Genomic DNA, 19329 nt, shown 5'->3' with positions numbered 1-19329 from the left:
AAGCGCCTTGTACAAGAGCCTGTGTATTGATCTTGGTAACATTATTTTTAGTTTTTATACTCTGAAGCTGTCTTCCGCTCATATCATACAGCATAATATCTGCTTCTTTGAAATTAAAGCCGATTTCTACATAAGCATAATCAGATACCGGGTTCGGATAGATCTTGATATCATGTTTTTCTATTAACTGATCCACCTGTTTGTCTCCCAGCTTTACAATCTTCCAGTTTTCTTTTCCTAATTCCTCAGCACTGGTTCCTGCCAGAATAATAGATCCATCTCTGTTAAGTCTCAAATCCGAAAGTCTCTCCTCTCTTTTTCTCGAGTCTCCACTCACATGTTTTCTCCACTGTTCATTACCGTTGCCATCCAGATACAACATCCAAAAGGTCTCGTCGTCCTTCTCTATTCTTCCTTCCGCCTGGGTATACCCTCCCAGCAATATTCCTTTGGTAGCATCCTGGTTCTTGGATCTTGACTCTTGGCTCTGTATCACATTCATCCCCATCAAAATATCCCTGTTCTTGAAATTGTAAGATTTCTGCCATTGTTCATCCCCTCTTTCATTCAGTGAGATCAGCCAAAGGTCTGTGCCTTCTTCAATTCCTACTGATTTGTTTCCGGATCTCTCGGATCTGGATTCTCCTCCGATGATAAAACCGTTTGAAGTTAAAGCCAGGGTTCTGATATGATCATCGCCTTTCCCGCCAAAGTTCTTTTCCCACTCTACTTTTCCGTTTTTATCCAGCTTTACGATCCAGTAGTCACCTTCGCCAAAATTGCTGCTGGCTTTTGGCATTTGGCTAATGGCTATTGAGGAAGCGGGTCTTTCAGTCGAAGGTTTAGTCTCAGGATTTCCAACCCCGGAACCCAGAACCTCGGAACTCCTTGAATAGATTCCTAACAATGCTCCGCCGTCTTTCGTGGGTATCATTTTTTCCACTTCGTCCAAGCCTCTACCTCCCAGAATAAGCTGAGAAAGCTCTTTTCCGTCTTTATCCAGTCTGGTGATCCAGACATCTTTTGATCCGTAACCTTTGGATGAGTTTTGAATATTTCCGGCCACAAAAAAACCTAAATCTGTAGTTTGAATGACTGCTTTGGCTTCTTCATCTGAGGATGTTCCCAAAGTTTTCTGCCACAGTTCATCCCCAAATTCATTCAGCCTGATCAGCCAGATATCCGATCCCCCTTTGGAGTCATCTTTTTTATCCAGTCCTTTTCCGGAATAAGAGGTTCCTGAAACCAGAAATCCTCCATCCTGAGTGGTCACAGTTCCTGATAAATAGTCGTGGTTTTGTCCGGCAAAATATTTCTCCCAAACCTGCTCGCCCTGCTGGTTGAGTTTGATCAAATGAAAATCGTAACCGTTGTTTTGTTTCTGGCTATTGGCAGCTAGTGACTGGCTTTTAGCCTGAATGCTGCTTCCTGTGATAAGATATTGCTGATCAATGGTTGTAATCACCTGATTGAGAAAATCCTGAGTGGAAGATTTGATGTCTTTCTGCCAGATGACTTCCTGGGCAGAAAGGCTCAGGATGGTGCATAAGGTAAATGCACCCATGTAGAGTTTTTTCATGGATTGTGTAATTATCATTATTTTAATTCGATTGCAAAAATATTCATTTTATGCCACTGCGAAAAGATTTATTTTATTGTATTGATTATGGATTTTATTACAACTTGATATTTTTATTTTTCACTATTAATTTCTGTAGCAAACAAAGGTATTTCAGTAAAGCGACAAAGTCTGTCGCATTATAATAATTCATAAGATCAATTCTTTTAATTCTATAAAAAAGCGTCTGTAATTCACACCTCTTCCCATCCAAACCTTTGGATATTGGGCATGTTTTGCCATACCTTTGCTGCCGCGTTTTAAAACACTGGTAATAATGGGTGTCCTGAAAAAATTAGAGATCAAAAAGAAGAGTCAAAAGGCCGAAGATAAAAATCTGTCTTTCCGGGTTTTTGATTTAACCATAGAAAATCTGAAAGAATATACCCAACCTCATAAGAAAGACCATTTCTGTATTATTGTGATGGAAAGCGGAGCCCTTCAGATTCATATTGAAGAAAAAGTACACCCGTTAAAGGCCGGAAAAATTTCTGTTATATTTCCTGAACAGGCTAACTTCGTTTCTGCTGTAAGCGATAACGTTACAGGAAAAATAATTTTATTTGAAGAAATATTATTCTGCTCAGACATTCTTAAAAACGAATTAAGTACCTATAATGTCAATCTTTCTACCCAATTGAACTGTACTATTCTTTCTCCTGAAGATTTTGAACAAAGTCTGCATACTATTTCAATCATTCAGAAAATTTATCAACATCCAAGTCTTATCAAAAAAGAACAGGCAAGATTTCATATTAAAATTTTCCTGTTGGGACTCATTGAATCCGTGCATGGGCTTCACCCTATTCTTCATAAAGACACGGCAGACAAACCCATATATGTCCGATTTAAAAAGCTACTGAATGAGCATTACAAACAACACCGAACAGTTCAGTATTATGCTGAAGAATTAGCTGTCAGTACAAAAAAATTAAATTCCATCACCAAAAAACACTGCAGCGAAACGGCGATTCAGGCGATTCACAACCGGATTTTAATAGAAATCAAGCGTCAGTTGATGTTTTCCGATCTTTCGCATAAGGAAATAGCTTTTGATCTTGGTTTTAATTCCCCCTCGGCCCTCAACAAATTTGTAAAAGCTAAACTTAAAGAAACACCTACCGAACTTCAGCAGGAGCTGGCGCAAATGTATAACGCATAGTCCTGTTTGTATAACATTACCTGTTTCGTCTTATCTAATTTTGTTTCATCAAAAATTAACTAAGAAAAATGAGTAAATTATTTATCGCAGGAGAAGTTTTTCATGGAGCAGGAAGCCTTGAAGAATTAAAGAATATTACCGGTAAAAAAGCAGTTATTGTAACAGGAGGAAGCTCAATGAGAAAGAGCGGAGCCCTGGATAAAGCAGTTGCTTACCTTACCGAAGCGGGCATCGAAACTCAGGTTTTCGAGGGGGTGGAAGAAGATCCATCTTCCGGAACATGTATGAAAGGTGCTGAAGTCATGAAAACTTTTGAACCGGATTGGGTAATCGGGCTGGGAGGCTGTTCTGCCATTGATGCCGCCAAAATCATGTGGGTATTTTATGAGTATCCTGATGCAGATTTCGAAGCCATGATCAAACCTTTTACGGTACCGGTTTTAAGAAAGAAAGCTAAATTTATTGCTATTCCTTCCACCAGCGGAACAGGAACTGAAACTACCGGTTTAGCGGTCATCACAGACCGTGAAAAAGGAGTGAAATATCCTATTGTTTCTTATGAACTGACTCCGGATATTGCCATTGTGGATGGTGAAATCTGTGCGTCTATGCCGGCTCATATCACCTCCAATACAGGACTGGATGCTTTGACACACTGTGTAGAGGCTTATGTTTCAAATATTGAGAACAATTATGCTGATGTCCTTTCAAAGGGAGGGTTGGAAATTGTTTTTAACAATCTTAAAGAAGCCGTAAACCATCCTGACAACATTAAGGCCCGTCAAAATATGCATGATGCCTCTTTCATGGCCGGTCTGGCATTCAATAATGCATGGTTGGGAATCGTTCACTCTTTATCCCACCAGGTAGGAGCTTTATATGGAATTCCTCATGGTGCTTCCAATGCCATCTTCCTTCCGAATGTGATCCGTTATAATGCTCTGGCAACAGGCCGTTATCCTGATCTGGCCAAAGTAATCGGTAAGGAAACAGCTGAAGACCTTGCTCAGGCTATCGAGACATTACGTTCTGAGGTGAATAATAATGCTTCTCTTAAAGCATTTGGAATTTCAAAAGAGGATTGGGACAAAAACCTTGATTATATCACAGCCAATGCTTTGGCAGATCCTTGTACAGGATTCAATCCACGTGTTCCTTCATTAGATGAATTAAAAGCAATATACAATGCTTGTTATGAAGGTGTTGTTTATGCCGAAGAGGCAGTAGCTGCCTTCTAAAACTTAATAAAACGAGGAATGACAGGCTGATCATCCTTCCTTAAAATAAAAACAGGAAATCGAATCGATTTCCTGTTTTATTTTTTTATTGATAAATTACGACATTATCCTTTTTAAGCTGATAACCGCTTTTTTTGAAAGGAACCAATACATAACCATCTTTTTTCCAAGCTTTTGCTTTTCCCGGTCTGGTAAGAATTAAGCTTCCTCCTTCAACATCTTTAACGAAAACCTCTGCTTTCTTCTTGTCTTTGCTGAAAATCACTGCAGCAATATACCCTCCGCCCGAAGCAACCTCTTTTAATTTGATTTTTTCTTCAAAAGTTCTTATACAGTCTTTTTTGATCTGAGAATAGGTATATCCTGCAGAACCGATACATCCGTGAGCATCTTTATCGCCTCCTAATACAGGTGTTTTTTGTGCGAATACTAAAGAACCAAGGAACATTGTGCTAAGTAAAATTGTTTTTTTCATGTTTTGTTGTTGTATTATTATGATACCTATCGTGGGTATTATTAAAAATCATGCCAAACCGCCAACAAAACACTTTAGTGTGAAAAATTTTTCCTGTTCTTTACGCAGTCCAAATGATTTTTTGAATGCTTCACCTCATCAGAATGGGTTCCGATCATTACATTGAATTCTCCTGATTCCCAGTCATATTTCAGATCTCCGTTTCATGAGGTCTGATCATTCTTCATTAAAATAAAAACAGGAAATCGAATCGATTTCCTGTTTTTATTATTTATTGATAAATTACGACATTATCCTTTTTAAGCTGATAACCGCTTTTTTTGAAAGGAACCAGTACATAACCATCTTTTTTCCAAGCTTTTGCTTTTCCCGGTCTGGTAAGAATTAAGCTTCCTCCTTCAACATCTTTAACAAACACCTCTGCTTTTTTCTTGTCTTTGCTGAAAATCACTGCAGCAATATACCCTCCGTCTGAAGCAACCTCTTTTAATTTGATTTTTTCTTCAAAAGTTCTTACACAGTCCTTTTTGATCTGAGAATAGGTATATCCTGCAGAACCGATACATCCGTGAGCATCTCTATCCCCTCCTTTTATCGTCATTTCTTGTGCGAATACTAAAGAACCAAGGAACATTGTGCTAAGTAAAATTGTTTTTTTCATGTTTTGTTGTTGTATTATTTTAATAATTATCGTGGGTATTATTAAAAATCATGCCAAAACATAAGCAAACACGTTGCTGTGAAAAACCTTTTTTCTGCTCCTTACTTAGTCCAAGTGATTTTTGAATGCTTCACCTCATCAGAATTGGTTCCGATCATCACATCAAATTCTCCTGATTCCCAGTCGTATTTCAGATCTCCGTTATAGAATTTCAGATTCTCCGGACTGATCTCAAATGTTACTTTTTTGGATTCTCCTTTTTTCAGAAATATTTTCTGGAAACCTTTCAGTTCTTTTACCGGTCTTGTAATACTTCCCACCAGGTCTCTGATATAAAGCTGAACTACCTCTGCTCCATCATAGTTTCCGGTGTTGGATACATTCACTGACGCCTGAATAGTTTGGTTACCTTTTGGATTAGCGTTAGAAACAGTCATATCCGAATAACTGAATTTTGTATAACTCAATCCATATCCGAAAGAATATAATGGGGTATTACACTCATCCATATAGTTGGAACGGAATCTTTGGTATTCACATTTATCAACAGACTTCTGATCTAAAGGACGGCCCGTATTTTTAGCATTGTAATAAATAGGCACCTGACCAAGACTTCTTGGGAAAGTCATCGGAAGTTTTCCTGAAGGGTTTACTTTTCCGAATAAAACATCAGCAAGTGCATTTCCTGCTTCCGAACCCGGGAACCATGCATTGACAATAGCATCAGGTGTATCTTTTACATTCGTTAAAGCTAATGGACGGCCTGTGAAAAGTACCATTGCAATAGGCTTTCCGGTCTTTTTCAACTCGTTCAACAGATCAACCTGAGACTGAGGGATTGTAATTTCACTTCTTGAAGAAGATTCCCCACTCATTTCTGCGGATTCTCCGATTGCCAGGACAATAACATCTGCTTTATTGGCAATATCTACAGCTTCTTTTAATAATTCTTCCTTGGAACGGTTATCTCTGTCGGTTTTCTTCCCGTGAGCAGCGTAGATTTCTTCTAATTTAGCATCATAATCAATATTAGCTCCTTTAGCAGAAAGGAATTTAACCTCTTTGCCATAGTTAGCCTGAAGCCCCTGCATCAAATTAACAGACAGATTATGTTTTGTAGCCACACTCCAGGTTCCTGCCATATTCATCGAGTTATTAACCAATGGTCCGATTACAGCAACTGTACCTGATTTTTTCAACGGTAAGACCTGGTTTTCATTTTTCAGTAAAACCATTGACTGAGCAGCAGCAGCTCTTGCCACATTACGGTTTTCCATATTGTAAACCTCTTTTGCCGCCAGTTTTGCGTCTCCATGTTTGTATGGATTATCAAATAAGCCTAAATCATATTTCGCTTCAAGAATTCTTTTGGCAGCCATATCAATTTCAGCCTGTGTTACTTTTCCTTCCGATAAAGATTTTTTTAAGGTTGTTAAAAAACCTTCTCCTACCATATCCATATCGATCCCGGCTTTTAAAGCCAAAGCTGAAACCTGCTGGATATCTCCCATTCCGTGATCAACCATTTCATTGATACCGGTATAATCGGTTACTACGAAACCTTTGAATTTCCATTGGTTTCTCAGTACTTCGGTCTGAAGCCATCTGTTTCCTGTCGCAGGAACTCCGTCCACCTCATTGAAAGAGGCCATTACAGAGGCAACACCGGCATCAACAGCTGCTTTGTAAGGAGGAAAATATTCATTGAACATTCTTACATGACTCATATCAACAGTATTGTAATCTCTACCCGATTCGCCTGCTCCATAGAGCGCAAAGTGTTTTACACAGGCAAGTATACCGGTACCATTGGCTAAATCTTTACCCTGGTATCCATACACCATGTTCTTTGAAATTTCACTTCCTAAATAGGGATCTTCACCTGAACCTTCAGATACTCTTCCCCATCTTGGTTCACGGGAAATATCAACCATGGGCGAAAAAGTCCAGTTGATTCCGTCTGACGCAGCCTCTCTTGCAGCCACTCTTGCAGACTGCTGTACTAAATTCATATCCCATGAAGCTGCAAGGCCTAATGGAATTGGGAAAGTCGTTTCATAGCCATGGATAACATCCATTCCAAAAATCATTGGAATTTTCAGACGGCTTTTTTCAACAGCTACTTTTTGAACGGCTTTGATTTTATCAGCCCCTTTTATGTTGAACAATCCACCTACCAATCCCTGCTCTACTTTTTTTCCGATATCGGAACTTTGAGCCATTCCTGTAGTAAAATCTCCGGAAGTCGGCAGATTGAGCTGACCGATTTTTTCGTCCAATGTCATTTTAGATAACAGATTATCTACAAAGGCTTTCTTTTTTGCCTGATATTGGGCTGTCTGATAAGACTGTACGGGTTTATCCACCATCTCCTGTGCCGAGAATACCGGCGAAAGGGCTAATGCAGCGAGTACGATTAGTTTTTTCATAAATCTAACTTCTTATTGTTCTATTATAATTAACGTGAAACGTTATTTTTTGACTGATTGTATCTGATTGACCTATTTTCATTGTCTCTAAAAAAGACAATATTCAAAAATATGAAAATAATTCAATATTACTTCAATAAACTCAAGGTTTTACCATGGCTGAGCATCGTATTTTCTCTGAGTTTTTGCTTATTTCTCTTTTTTCTTTGACAGCATCCATTCATACAGCTGGGGGTTTGAATATGCTGAATCCCAGGAGTTATGATTATCATTCGGGAAAATCACCAATTCCGCAGCAGGATTGACCGGATGTAGTTTCTGATAGAATTTAAAAGCATTTTCCGGCAGTACAATATCATCCATTCCGCCATGATATATTTTCATATTCAAATTTTTATATTGCTCGATATTGGCGGTCATCACCTGATCCGTAGGCGCACATACCGAAACTACTCCGGCAAACATCTCAGGATGCTCCATCGCTAATTTTAAAGTTCCCCATCCTCCCATGGAAAGTCCGGTAAGGTAAATTCTGGAAGCATCTATTTTATATTTCTTCTGAATTTCTTTTATTAAATGATATATGGTAACCGTATCCCACCATGAATCTGCAGGACATTGCGGTGCCAGAATAGCTACCGGTTCCTTGATCAGTTCTTTATAGGTGAAGGGGCTGTGTGCTTTTACCATTTCAAGATTATTACCTCTTTCTCCCGACCCGTGAAGAAATACAATTAAAGGAACATTTCCTTTTGATTTTTGAGGATAATCCAGTATGTAGGATATTTTTTCAGGTCTTTTAATTTCTTTGTTAAGTTCCGCTTTTACTTCCTGAGCTTTCAGCTGTAATGAAAGAGGAAGAAGCAAAAGGGGAAGGTGTTTCAATTTTAATTTCATATTGTTATTTAGGTTTTTGGCTTAAGCCATTGGATTGGCTTTTTATTTATATACAAGGGCTAAAGCCCATTTCTATTAATTTTAATCAGCCACGAGTGCACAATGATCTTGCATTCGTGGCTGATTGAAAGGTATCTATTTTATTCCGTATTTCGGGGACTGGAAACTTAATTTTTTTAATCCCTGCTGAATTTCCGGAGCATTCATGAACAGTTTCCAAAGGAATCCTGATCTGTAGTTTTCTATCATTGGAGCTATAGTACCCTGATCAATTGCCAGGTACCTTGGGGTAGACCAATTGTTATAATGAATAGAAGTAGCATCATAAGGTCCGGCACTTCCAATAAATTCTGGTTTTTGAGTGTATATAAACCTTAGAAAATTCATTGATTCTTTCGGGGTGTATGGGAAACTGCTTAAAGCGGCTGTAGGGGTGATCACTCCGTTATCGTTGGTAGGCATATGTGCAGTGTAGCCTGCACTTCCATCTTCATTTCTGGTATAACCAGCTGTCAGCCCCCAATAATTGGGACCATACCCTTTCCATTGCTTTGGATTTTCCACACAATATTTGTAATCAATAAGGGTTTGGTTTTTATTTAAATCAAAATAGTTTTTGATCAGTTTATCAGATAATCCGGTTGGATCAAGTCCGATATAGGAATATTGCGACCAAAAAAGCGGTCCTCCATATTCTTCTGCATAATTATGTTTTACGTAGAGTGGTAATCCGTATTTTGTTTTGTCGGTAAGGTAGGTTCCGTTTCTGGTCCAGCCTTTATAGTAGGTTTCTGCATCAATGGCATAGGTAGGTGAAGAGGCTGCCAGGATATAGGTAATTAAGCATTCATTATACCCTTCCAGAGGGAAATTCATGTCCCACTGATATTCAGGAGACCAATGCCAGTACAATACTTTTTCGCCTCCTTTGGTATACCAGTTCCACTGAATTCCTTTCCAAAGCTCGTCGCATTTTGCTGCTAAAGCTTTTTCCTCGGCATTTCCATTTTTAAAATATTCACGGGTCATCAGTATCCCTGAGGTAAGAAATGCTGTTTCTACCAGATCACCTCCATTATCTTTTTTACCAAAAGGCACGGTCTTCCCTGTTTCACCATTGATCCAATGTGGCCATGCACCTTTATGACGGTCTGCCTTTGCCAGAAAATCCATCATATGGGAAAGTCTTTTTACGGCTTCTTTTCTGGGAATAAATCCTCTTTCTACTCCAACCAGAATGGTAGCCAATCCAAATCCTGAGCCACCGGTGGTAATGACATGTTTATCATTATCCGGATAGATATTATCTTCATGATAACGCTCTCTGCCCAACATTGAATTGGGTTCTGCATAATCCCAGAAGTAGGTAAGAGCATCTTTCTGTACTTTATCCATCAACTGTTCATCTGTAATAGTGCTTTTCACTATTTTATCCTGAGAAGCTTCCTGTTTGGAAACCTGAATATTTTTGCATGAATACACAAAAAATAGGGAGGTTACTGCCACTGATACTACGATCCTTTTCATTGGTAAATGGTTTACTGGTTTATAAAATGAGAGGAGAATTTTCACTCTCCTCTTGTTTATGTATGTATTTTAGTAATTCGGGTTTTGCTGAGATAATCCTCCGGCTTCCATGAGAAACTCATAAGGAAGTGGGAATAATTCATGTTTTCCAACAACGAATTTCTTATTGCCGTCTGCTGCCATAGCTGCCTGTGCCTGTCCTGTTCTTACAAGGTCAAACCATCTGTCATGTTCGAAAGCCAATTCCAGTCTTCTTTCTTTCCAGATAGCCATTCTTACGTCTGCCTGGGTGGTAGCTGTTGTTTCAGCAATTTTAGCTCTTTTTCTCACCTGATTCAATAATGGAATTGCCACACTCGTTTGCCCCAATTCATTAAGTGCTTCTGCCTTGATCAACAAAACTTCTGCATATCTAAGATAACGGATATTGGTATCTGTAGCGTCTTTGTCATAGAATGCTGATGAGTATGCCTTATAATTATAGAATTTATTTTCTACGGTATTAGGAATGTATCTTCCGTCATATAACGTCATATCTCTGTGAATGATCGTTGCATCTCTTCTTTCTGTATCTCCTTCTGCTGTGTAAGCATCATACAAGCCTTGTGTAGGGGTTGCAAATCCCCAGCCCCAGCCTCCGGAACCACGAACTCCCTGTACTTTACTGTACTGCTGGATGGCTCTTCCGGCATCACTTCCTGACCCCTGGATTTCAAAGATAGATTCTGCATTATTCTCTCCTGAAACTTTATAAATATCAATAAAATTAGGAGTCAATGAATATCCGGTCACCAAATCGCACTGTTCTGCTGCCAGCTGCCATTTCTTCTGGTAAAGATATACTTTAGCCAATAATGCGTGAGCTGCCCCTACTGAAGCTCTTCCGACATCAGTAGCTCCATATGCAGACTTATTAGGAAGCGCTTCTACAGCATCTTTTAAGTCTTTTTCAATAAATGCATAGATCTCTTCTTTGCTTACTCTTGTAAGCTGCATTTTTTTATCTTCTTCATTTCCAAGAACCGGAACACGGTCTACTAAAGGAACTCCTCCAAAAGATTTTACCAGGGTAAAGTACATAAAAGCTCTCAGGAACTTAGCTTCTCCCATTAATCTTTTACGTAATTCAGGATTAGCCTTATCCAGTTTTGGAATATACTGTAAAGCTTGGTTACATCTGTTTATTCCCTGATAATTAGAAGCAAAAAGCTCTTTAAAAGAAGGGGTGGTTGCGGTAATATTGATGGCATCCAGAAGATTTTTATCTGATCCTGTATCTCCTTCCGATGATCCTTTATCAGCATCATCAGAGATAATGGACGTTACTCCGATCCAGGCAAACGTACTCATATTCCAATCTAAGAATTTGGCATAGATAGAATTTACAAAATAAGTGGCCCCATTGTCATTATTAAATTTTTCAAGATCATCAATTGTCATTGACTCTGATGGTTTCACATCGATAAATTCATCGCTACAGCTTTGTACAGCAGCTACTGAACCCAATAACATTAAAGAGACTAATATGATTTTATTTCTTTTCATTTTTTCTAAAAGTTTATGTTTACACCAAATACAAAAGATCTTAACGTAGGGTATGCATTCAATTCTACCCCTGCCATTTTATAAGGATCTCCTTCTGTTTTCGCATCCGTAGGGTTATATCCTGACAATTCTGTGGAATATCCCGTATATTTCTGCCATACTACCGGGTTGATAGCACTTACATAAAACTTCACAGATCTTACATAGTCTACAATATCTTTTACGGTATATCCGATTGATATATTATTAATTCTGAAATAATCTCCGTCTTCTAAGAAATAAGTAGAAGCAATAGGATTATCTGTATAAGGTTTAGGATTGTATGAATTAGAGTTAGATGGGCTCCAGTAATCCTGTGCTACTGAAGATTCAATATTAATACTGTTTCCTCGCTGTGCTTTCTTACCGTTATATACTTTAAATCCAAACGCTCCATATCCATTGGCTGCAAAATCCCAGTTTTTATAGCTTAAGGATACATTGATCCCCAGTGTAGATTTCGGAATATAAGAATCGAAATACTTTCTGTCTCCGGCATCAGCACTTCCTGTAACACCATTTCCGTTAAGGTCTTTGTATTTCATATTTCCACTCGCATCTACTCCATCATACTCCCATAAATAGAAGCTTCCCAATGCATGTCCTACTGTAGAACCGTTGAATAGTTTTACCCATTGTCCGTTCCCCAGATCTCCACCACTCAACTGAGCAATATTCTTTTGCGTATCCACTCTGGTAAGCTCGTTCTGATTGAAAGAGTAATTGGCTCCCAAAGAGTATGACCAGTCATCTCCTACTTTATCAGCCCAGTTCAGTGAGAATTCCATCCCTCTGTTTCTTACAGCCCCTACGTGAGAGTAATAGGTTTCTGACTGACCGGAAGTCGTGTAATTGGTAATTCCCAAAATAAGGTTATTGGTTTCTCTGTTATAAGCATCAATGCTACCCGTTAATCTTTTGTTGAATAATCCAAAATCCAATCCTGCAGAAGATTCTTCGGTAACCTCCCATCCTAAAACAGGGTCAAAACCTTTGTTTACCGTGATACCGTTACTTACAGGATTTGCATTTCCATATCCATAGTTATAAGGAGTACCTGAGTTTAGCGGCAGATAGTTCAGAGGAACTCTCTGGTTTCCTAATTTACCCCAGCCTCCTCTTAGTTTTAAAAGATCAAAGAAGCTGTCTTTCATGAAATCTTCTTCAGAAATGATCCAACCTGCTCCGAATGACGGGAAAGTTCCCCATTTTTGTCCGGCTGCAAACTGTGAAGATCCGTCACGTCTTACTGTAGCACTCAATAAATAACGATTCATAAGTTTATACTGTGCTCTGGCAAAATAAGAAACGGTAGTATTTCTATCGTATTTTACAGCATTAAGGGTCTGAACATTATTTACATAGTTCGTATCCTTAATGTTCCAGTAATTCTGATCATTTAAAAGCAAGTTCTTTCTTTTTACAATCAGCTGATCGATACCGTTTCTTACGGTTGTTTCCGTACCAATTGTTGCTTCAAGATCATGAACCCCGAATTTTTTATTATAGGTTAAATAGTTCGTTAAAGACCAATTGTAATAATCTTCTCTTGTATTCTCCAGGGTATTGTAAGGATTGGTATTGGAGAACCCTGCTGCTGTTCTTGTAGGGTCTTCGGCAAGCCATATCGCCACTTCATCTCTGAAATTATATGCTTTATAATTAGAATATTCTCCGTTAAACTGAGAGGTAAACTTCAATCCTTTAAGGATATCAATATCCAATTTCAATCCTCCCTGTAATAATGTATTTTTGTTTTGCTCATTATTCAGCAATAGCTGGCTTACCGGATTGGCAACATCATTAAATTTATTCCCTGTATAATCTACAAGACCTGTGGAAGTGTTTACGTAAGGCATTCCAAACTGTCCTGACGGATAATAAACAGGAACCATTGGAGATTGTTTATAGGCTGTTGTAAAAGCATTAAACGGTTTCGGAGTCGTTTTTGTAAAAGCTACACTGAAATTTTGCTGTAACGTAATCCCTTTAGCAATTTTAAACTCATTGTTTGATCTGATGGTGGCACGGTTATAATCTGTACCTCTCAGAATAGACTGTTCGTCATAATTACTTAAACTGAAGAAATATTTTACGGCTTCTGAGGAACCTGAAACAGAAAGATTATGCTGATTATAAACCCCTGTTCTTGTAATTTCTTTAAACCAATCTGTATTTACCGGTTGGTCTGTAGAAAATCTGTTGATTCCCAACGCTGCGTTATTATAAGTGGCAAACTCTGAAGAATTAGCCATTTTCACCGTTTTCAATGGAGTTCTTATTCCTACTAACCCATCATAGGAAACACTTAGTTTTCCTTTTCCGGTTTTTGTGGTAATAATGATTACCCCATTAGCGGCTCTGTTACCATAGATGGCTAAGGCTGCCGCATCTTTCAGGATATCATAGGTAAGGATATCATTAGAGTTGATATTATTGATATTCTCTAAAAACATTCCATCAACTACATAAAGCGGTGATCTTCCTCCGGTTACCGTTCCCAGACCTCTGATCAATACAGAAGGTGTAGATCCCGGCATATCGGAAGCTGTAATCTGTACCCCTGCAGCTTTACCCTGAATAGCTTGGGAGGCATTTAAAACTTTAGTCTTTGTTACTTCTTCGGCACTGATGGAACTGATGGATGTTGTATTATCTACCTTTTTACGGCTACCATATCCAATCATTACGACCTCATCAATTTTCTGGACTTTAGCAGAATCCTTTGTAACCTGCGCATCCACGTTCATACCAAAGTACAGAACTGCGATAAGGCATGAATACTTTAAATTACCTTGTTTCATATAGTTTCAATTTTATTCGTACAATCAAATTTTGTGAATGTCCCTATTTGACAGCAATTCAATTTCTCAAAAAAAGACATTAGCCAAAAATATAAAAAAAAACGAACAATGTTAATTTATCTTAAAAATTGAAAAAAAATTACATAATTTTACACAAAAACAGACAAACGGTTTAATTTTATGAATTTAAGATCAGAATATTTATCAATACGTCATCATATTATTAATTGCAAAAACATGGTTTTTAAGATATAATTCACCAAATGCAGTCCTGAATTTAATATTTTGTTAATATGATAATAGTATCTACCTTTGGTGCAGTTTTTGAAAAACCAACAAAAAGGATCAATGAAAAAATATATTGTTGCTGCCGCTCTCATTATTGGAACCGGAGCAGTTATTAGCACTACCGTACAATCCTGTACAACGCTGGCGACCTCTGATATGGGACTTTCTATTATCAAAAGAATGCTTCTCAACGGAATAGACAAAGGAATGGGTGTTTATGCCAATAAAGAAGCTTTCCTGCAGAATAATATGGTGGATAAAGCTCTTCCCAAGGAGCTGAGAGACATCAATTCTATGCTTGAAAAGGTAGCACCGTCATTGGTGGCTAAAGAAAGAGATTTCATTGCCCAGGCTGCCGCTTATACGGTGAACACCTCCAAACCGATCTTACAGGGTGCTGTCAATAGTTTGAATGCACAGGATGTAACCAGAATCATTCAGGGAACAACCGCTACACAAATCCTGAAGGAAAAAACATCTCAGCAGCTTATTGCTGCTATTGCTCCAAAAGTAGATGAAAAACTGAACGAATACGGAATTGTTAAAACCATCAATACGGCTTTATCTGGCAGTAACTTTCTGGGGAATCTTTTAGGAGGTAACAACAACACAGTTAATGCAGGGGGATTGAGCCAGCTTGCTTCTGAGCAGCTTGTCAATGGAATATTCAACATTATCGAAGACTACGAGAACCAGAACTCCAAAGCCCTGCTGGGACCATTTGGGAAATAAGGGAAATTTCGTTATATTTATATTATATTAATACTTGCAGATGGATATATTACAAGGAAATCAACACGCAAATCCTGAGGATTTTTACAAATCTTTAAAGGAAAAACTGGAGGATCATCATGATTTTCCGGAGGATTATTTATTTAAATTTATTATCCCTACAGACCAGGCAAAGCTTACTGAAATATATAAGGTTTTTGATGGTATTAAATTTACTCTGGGAAACCGTGAAAGTAAAAATGGAAAATACACAGCCTGTAATATCAGTGCATTTGTTTTGGATGCAAATCAGGTGGTGACTATTTATCAGGAAGTAGCCAAAATAGAAGGGGTAATCCTGCTATAAAAAACTTTAGTCACAAAATACATTTGTGGTTATAAACCCGGCTGGCCTATTCATAGGCCAGCCGGGTTTTTTATACGCCATTCACGGATACTTTTCAGTAAGCAAATTATCCCGGAGTATTTTACTCTATCTGGCAAAACTTCATCCATACTCTTTGTCATCCGGAAGGATCTCAATACATCATCTTAAAAATAAAGCCTAGGATCCTTACAGAATACTAAACGGAACATTTAAATTATCTATTACTTATTATTTGAAGAGCAACCCTTGAACGCGTCGGGGAACATAAAAAAAGAGGCTGTTTCCTATGGAAACAGCCTCTTTCTATTGGGTCTTTATTTATTATTTTTCAATAAAAAATTTCACGTTGTCAATAGGTCTCCCCAGCATGGCTACAGACCCTTTCACAAGAATAGGTCTCTGTATCAGAGATGGGTTTTCAGATAAAATTTTGATCCATTCTTCTTCAGAAAGGTTTTTATCTGCATAATTTTCGATATACAGTTTTTCTGTTTTACGGATAATATGAAAAACACTTTGATTAAGTTTTTTCAATACTGTTTTTATTTCCAGAACACTCAGCGGATCTTCAACAATATTGATAATTTCAAAAGCTACCCCATTTTCATCAAGATACTCTAATACAGCATTTGATTTCGAACAGTTCCCGTTATGTAAAACCTTAACTAACATCTTCTATTTTATTTAAAATTAAACTTGCTTTCTTACAAATTTAGTAAGAATCTGACGGATCTTCTCTTAATGGTCTGGTAAATATTTGTTAAAACAGCCCGTGCAATTCGGCTTCAATTTTCTCAAGAATAAGTCCAAAATCTTCCGGCTTTTCTACAAAATCAAGGTCATCAACTTCGATGATCAACAGTTTCCCTTCTGTATAATTGGAGATCCATTTTTCATACTTCTGATTAAGCTTTGAAAGATATTCTATGCTGATGGATGCTTCGTATTCACGCCCTCTTTTATAGATTTTCTTGACAAGATTGGGTACATCAGATTTTAAATAAATTAACAGGTCCGGTGCAGATACAAAACTCTTCATTAAATCAAAAACCGACGAATAGTTATTAAAATCCCTATCAGAAAGAAGTTTCATATCATTCAGGTTTTCCGCAAAAATGTGAGCATCTTCATAGATGGTACGGTCCTGAATAATATTCTTTCCACTTTCTCTGATCTCCTTTACCTGACGGAATCTGCTTCCCAGGAAGTATACCTGAAGGGCAAAACTCCATTTGCTCATATCCGAATAAAAATCTTCCAGATAAGGGTTATGATCTACGTCTTCAAATTGTGCATCCCATCCGTAATGCTTGGAAAGCATTGTAGTGAGGGTTGTTTTTCCTGCTCCAATGTTTCCTGTAACTGCAATATGCATATTTTTTCCTTTTGTATTTGCTGATTAATTGGTAAGTCTTTCTACCCCTTCAGTCTGAACCTCCCGGACATCTTCTACCAATTGCTCTAAAGTATGGTCCGATTTCCCTTCCGGCTGGGTCTCATCTGGTTTTTTTTCAGAACTCTCTGTTGGTTTCCCTGTAGATTCCTGAATAATTTCCGGCTGAGATTCCGGTTGTTTTTCCTGTTTGGGTTTCTTTACTTTTTCAAGGCTGTAAAGATAAAGTTTGTTCCCATTGATTTCAAAATAAGAGAGGATGTTTTTATCCACAATTTGTGCTTCCGGATCTTCAAAAACAGTCGTCATCCCTTTTTCGGGATTATATTTTAAAATAGAATTATTGGTGATCACCAAAATAGTATCATTCTCTCTCCTGAATCTTTTCCCGTTCACCAGGGGAGCTTCAAAAATTTTCTCAAATTTTGGCGTATAAATTCTAATGTGATTCCTGGTTAAAATATAGATTTTATTTTCATAGACCAACATATCCGTAAGATCCTCAAAACTGATATCAAAAGGATAAGAATTGATGGTCGTATCATTTCTGAAATTATATTGTATCAGGCGTTTTGTGCTGTCATCCAGAAGCCATAGCTGCTGTAAATCCTCAGCGTAGGCCATTCTTATAAATCCGAATTTCTGTTTAAAATCTATCCGCTGGATCTCATTCATATTCTGATCGACAAATTTCATTTCCTGAGCATTTTCTGAAAACAGAGGAACATTCAGTGGATTTTGAACGTTTTGTACTTTATAGGGAACAGTAAGCATCATTTTTCCAAGTTGCTTCCCTAATGAATCATATTTGGTAAAGCTGAAATCCTTGCTTTTATAGATGTACAGGTTTCCGTAATCATCAGCAAGCATATCTTTAGCTTCCTTCAGTTTCAGGGTATCCAAAGGAAGAACTTTCTGCGCTGCGGATGAGCAGAAAACGAAAATCAATAATAAATATACTGGCTTCAAATTTTATGGCATTAAAGATAATCTTCCTTGTCGGAATATCGGCAATTTACATACTTTTTCTGTAACCTGAAATTAAGTTTTCAATGGTCATTTATTTTATGGCAACCTCATAGATTTTAGGCCAGTTTTTCCCTGTCACCAGCATATTTTCACCTTTAAAAGCAATCCCATTTAAAACATTTTCTTCATTACCCTGATTATTTTCTTTGGTGATTTGGGTGAAATCAAACTTCCCGACAACTTCTCCGGTTCCCGGATTTATTTTCAGAACAACAGGCTTAAACCAGACGTTGGCATAGATAAAACCATGATGATATTCCAGTTCATTTAATTTGTCATACGTCTCCGTATTTCCTGCTACGGAAACTGTTTTCACCACTTTGGAAGGATTATCGGTATCTAAAAAGTAAAGATTCTTTGAACCATCGGTAGCGATAAGGTTTTTCCCATCATAAGTTAATCCCCAGCCTTCTCCGATCACATTGGGTAAAGGAAATTCTGAGAGTTTCTCTAATGTATTTTTATGGTAAACAAAACCAATTTTATTCTGATAGGTCAACTGATAAATTTTATCACCCACAATTGCACAGCCTTCAGAGAAAATATCGGCAGGTTGCTTTTTCACCATCGTCGGTGTTGTGGAGCCCAGTGTATATTTTATCAGCTGGGAAGCTCCCTTTAATCCGTCACTTTCATAAATAGTGTTACCTTCTGCAAGAAATCCTTCCACAAAGAAAGTAGGATCATGCGGATAGTCTGCGAGTATTGTATATGAAAGATTTTGTTCGGGATTTTTGGCAAAAACATTAATGGTTGCATCCTGGTTCAGGGTTTCTCCATTTTTAGTCTTAATCACAAAAACCACTTCATTGTCTCCTAATCCGAAAAACTGAGGGTCTACTACAAGGTTGGCTGTTTCTTTATCTCCAAAGCTGATGCTGATGCTTTCTGCATGATCTGTCACTTCCTTTGGAAGATCCAGCTTATCGCCAAAATGATAGCCTTTTGCCTCCTTTGCATTATTATAATCAGCCAGGGAATCAAGCATTTTTTCATTATTATTACAAGATACCAGCAAAAGAACTGCTGCCAGGCCGGTTAATAAATTTCGTCTTATCATTTTTCAAAAATACTAAATTTTAGTCCTTACATAAAAATAGCGCTCCATGGGAACGCTATTTTTTA

General features: G+C 37.8%; 16 protein-coding genes. 4 read left to right on the top strand and 12 right to left on the bottom strand.

Translation table 11 applies throughout. The features are described 5' to 3' along the window. Positions 1-1579, bottom strand: a 1579-nt coding sequence (locus JML65_RS20325; RefSeq protein WP_202271891.1) for a T9SS type A sorting domain-containing protein, incomplete at its 3' end; no start/stop codon positions are given. A 316-nt stretch (positions 1580-1895) separates the two neighbouring features. On the opposite strand from JML65_RS20325, the gene JML65_RS20320 reads away from it, so the two are divergent. Both JML65_RS20320 and JML65_RS20315 read left to right on the top strand, forming a co-directional pair. Continuing rightward, entirely contained in the window at positions 1896-2780 is an 885-nt protein-coding gene (locus JML65_RS20320) for an AraC family transcriptional regulator (protein ID WP_084087506.1), read from the top strand. 68 nt (positions 2781-2848) lie between these two features. Further along, on the top strand, positions 2849-4018 hold the full coding sequence (locus JML65_RS20315; protein WP_202271889.1) for an iron-containing alcohol dehydrogenase: 1170 nt from the start codon (positions 2849-2851) through the stop codon (positions 4016-4018). Between the two features lie 85 nt (positions 4019-4103). Here JML65_RS20315 and JML65_RS20310 read toward each other — a convergent pair whose 3' ends face one another. From JML65_RS20310 to JML65_RS20280, 7 genes are all read right to left on the bottom strand, one after another. After that, positions 4104-4493 carry a hypothetical protein gene (locus tag JML65_RS20310; RefSeq protein WP_047486182.1) on the bottom strand — a complete coding sequence of 130 codons (390 nt, stop codon included), beginning with the start codon at positions 4491-4493 and terminating at the stop codon, positions 4104-4106. Between the two features lie 271 nt (positions 4494-4764). After that, positions 4765-5154 carry a hypothetical protein gene (locus tag JML65_RS20305; protein ID WP_084087500.1) on the bottom strand — a complete coding sequence of 130 codons (390 nt, stop codon included), beginning with the start codon at positions 5152-5154 and terminating at the stop codon, positions 4765-4767. A 101-nt stretch (positions 5155-5255) separates the two neighbouring features. Beyond that, entirely contained in the window at positions 5256-7583 is a 2328-nt protein-coding gene (gene bglX / locus JML65_RS20300) for a beta-glucosidase BglX (protein WP_202271887.1), read from the bottom strand. A 189-nt stretch (positions 7584-7772) separates the two neighbouring features. Beyond that, positions 7773-8480 (bottom strand): prolyl oligopeptidase family serine peptidase, encoded by a 708-nt coding sequence (locus tag JML65_RS20295; protein WP_202271885.1) that lies wholly within the window; start codon positions 8478-8480, stop codon positions 7773-7775. Between the two features lie 135 nt (positions 8481-8615). Beyond that, the gene (locus JML65_RS20290; protein ID WP_202271883.1) at positions 8616-10007 is read right to left on the bottom strand and encodes a glucoamylase family protein; all 1392 of its coding nucleotides are present in this window, start codon (positions 10005-10007) and stop codon (positions 8616-8618) included. 69 nt (positions 10008-10076) lie between these two features. Next, positions 10077-11552, bottom strand: a complete 1476-nt coding sequence (locus JML65_RS20285) for a RagB/SusD family nutrient uptake outer membrane protein (protein ID WP_115917552.1) — start codon at positions 11550-11552, stop codon at positions 10077-10079. A 5-nt stretch (positions 11553-11557) separates the two neighbouring features. Next, entirely contained in the window at positions 11558-14395 is a 2838-nt protein-coding gene (locus JML65_RS20280; RefSeq protein ID WP_202271881.1) for a SusC/RagA family TonB-linked outer membrane protein, read from the bottom strand. Between the two features lie 348 nt (positions 14396-14743). Here JML65_RS20280 and JML65_RS20275 point away from each other — a divergent pair, with 348 nt between their 5' ends. Both JML65_RS20275 and JML65_RS20270 read left to right on the top strand, forming a co-directional pair. Next, the gene (locus tag JML65_RS20275; protein ID WP_047486195.1) at positions 14744-15415 is read left to right on the top strand and encodes a DUF4197 family protein; all 672 of its coding nucleotides are present in this window, start codon (positions 14744-14746) and stop codon (positions 15413-15415) included. 40 nt (positions 15416-15455) lie between these two features. Next, complete coding sequence (locus tag JML65_RS20270) at positions 15456-15761, top strand: DUF493 family protein (RefSeq protein ID WP_047486197.1); 306 nt, start codon at positions 15456-15458, stop codon at positions 15759-15761. A gap of 342 nt (positions 15762-16103) precedes the next feature. Here the strand turns inward: JML65_RS20270 and JML65_RS20265 are convergent, their stop codons facing one another. From JML65_RS20265 to JML65_RS20250, 4 genes are all read right to left on the bottom strand, one after another. Further along, positions 16104-16454 (bottom strand): ArsC/Spx/MgsR family protein, encoded by a 351-nt coding sequence (locus tag JML65_RS20265; RefSeq protein ID WP_047486199.1) that lies wholly within the window; start codon positions 16452-16454, stop codon positions 16104-16106. A gap of 88 nt (positions 16455-16542) precedes the next feature. Next, complete coding sequence (locus JML65_RS20260; RefSeq protein ID WP_047486201.1) at positions 16543-17157, bottom strand: deoxynucleoside kinase; 615 nt, start codon at positions 17155-17157, stop codon at positions 16543-16545. 24 nt (positions 17158-17181) lie between these two features. Continuing rightward, the gene (locus JML65_RS20255) at positions 17182-18144 is read right to left on the bottom strand and encodes a hypothetical protein (RefSeq protein ID WP_237390950.1); all 963 of its coding nucleotides are present in this window, start codon (positions 18142-18144) and stop codon (positions 17182-17184) included. A 91-nt stretch (positions 18145-18235) separates the two neighbouring features. After that, on the bottom strand, positions 18236-19261 hold the full coding sequence (locus JML65_RS20250) for a glutaminyl-peptide cyclotransferase (RefSeq protein WP_202271893.1): 1026 nt from the start codon (positions 19259-19261) through the stop codon (positions 18236-18238). Positions 19262-19329 lie beyond the last annotated feature (68 nt).

It is taken from the genome of Chryseobacterium sp. KMC2, from assembly GCF_016756935.1.
GTDB lineage: Bacteria > Bacteroidota > Bacteroidia > Flavobacteriales > Weeksellaceae > Chryseobacterium > Chryseobacterium rhizosphaerae.
This window is presented reverse-complemented; position numbering and strand designations above follow the sequence as displayed.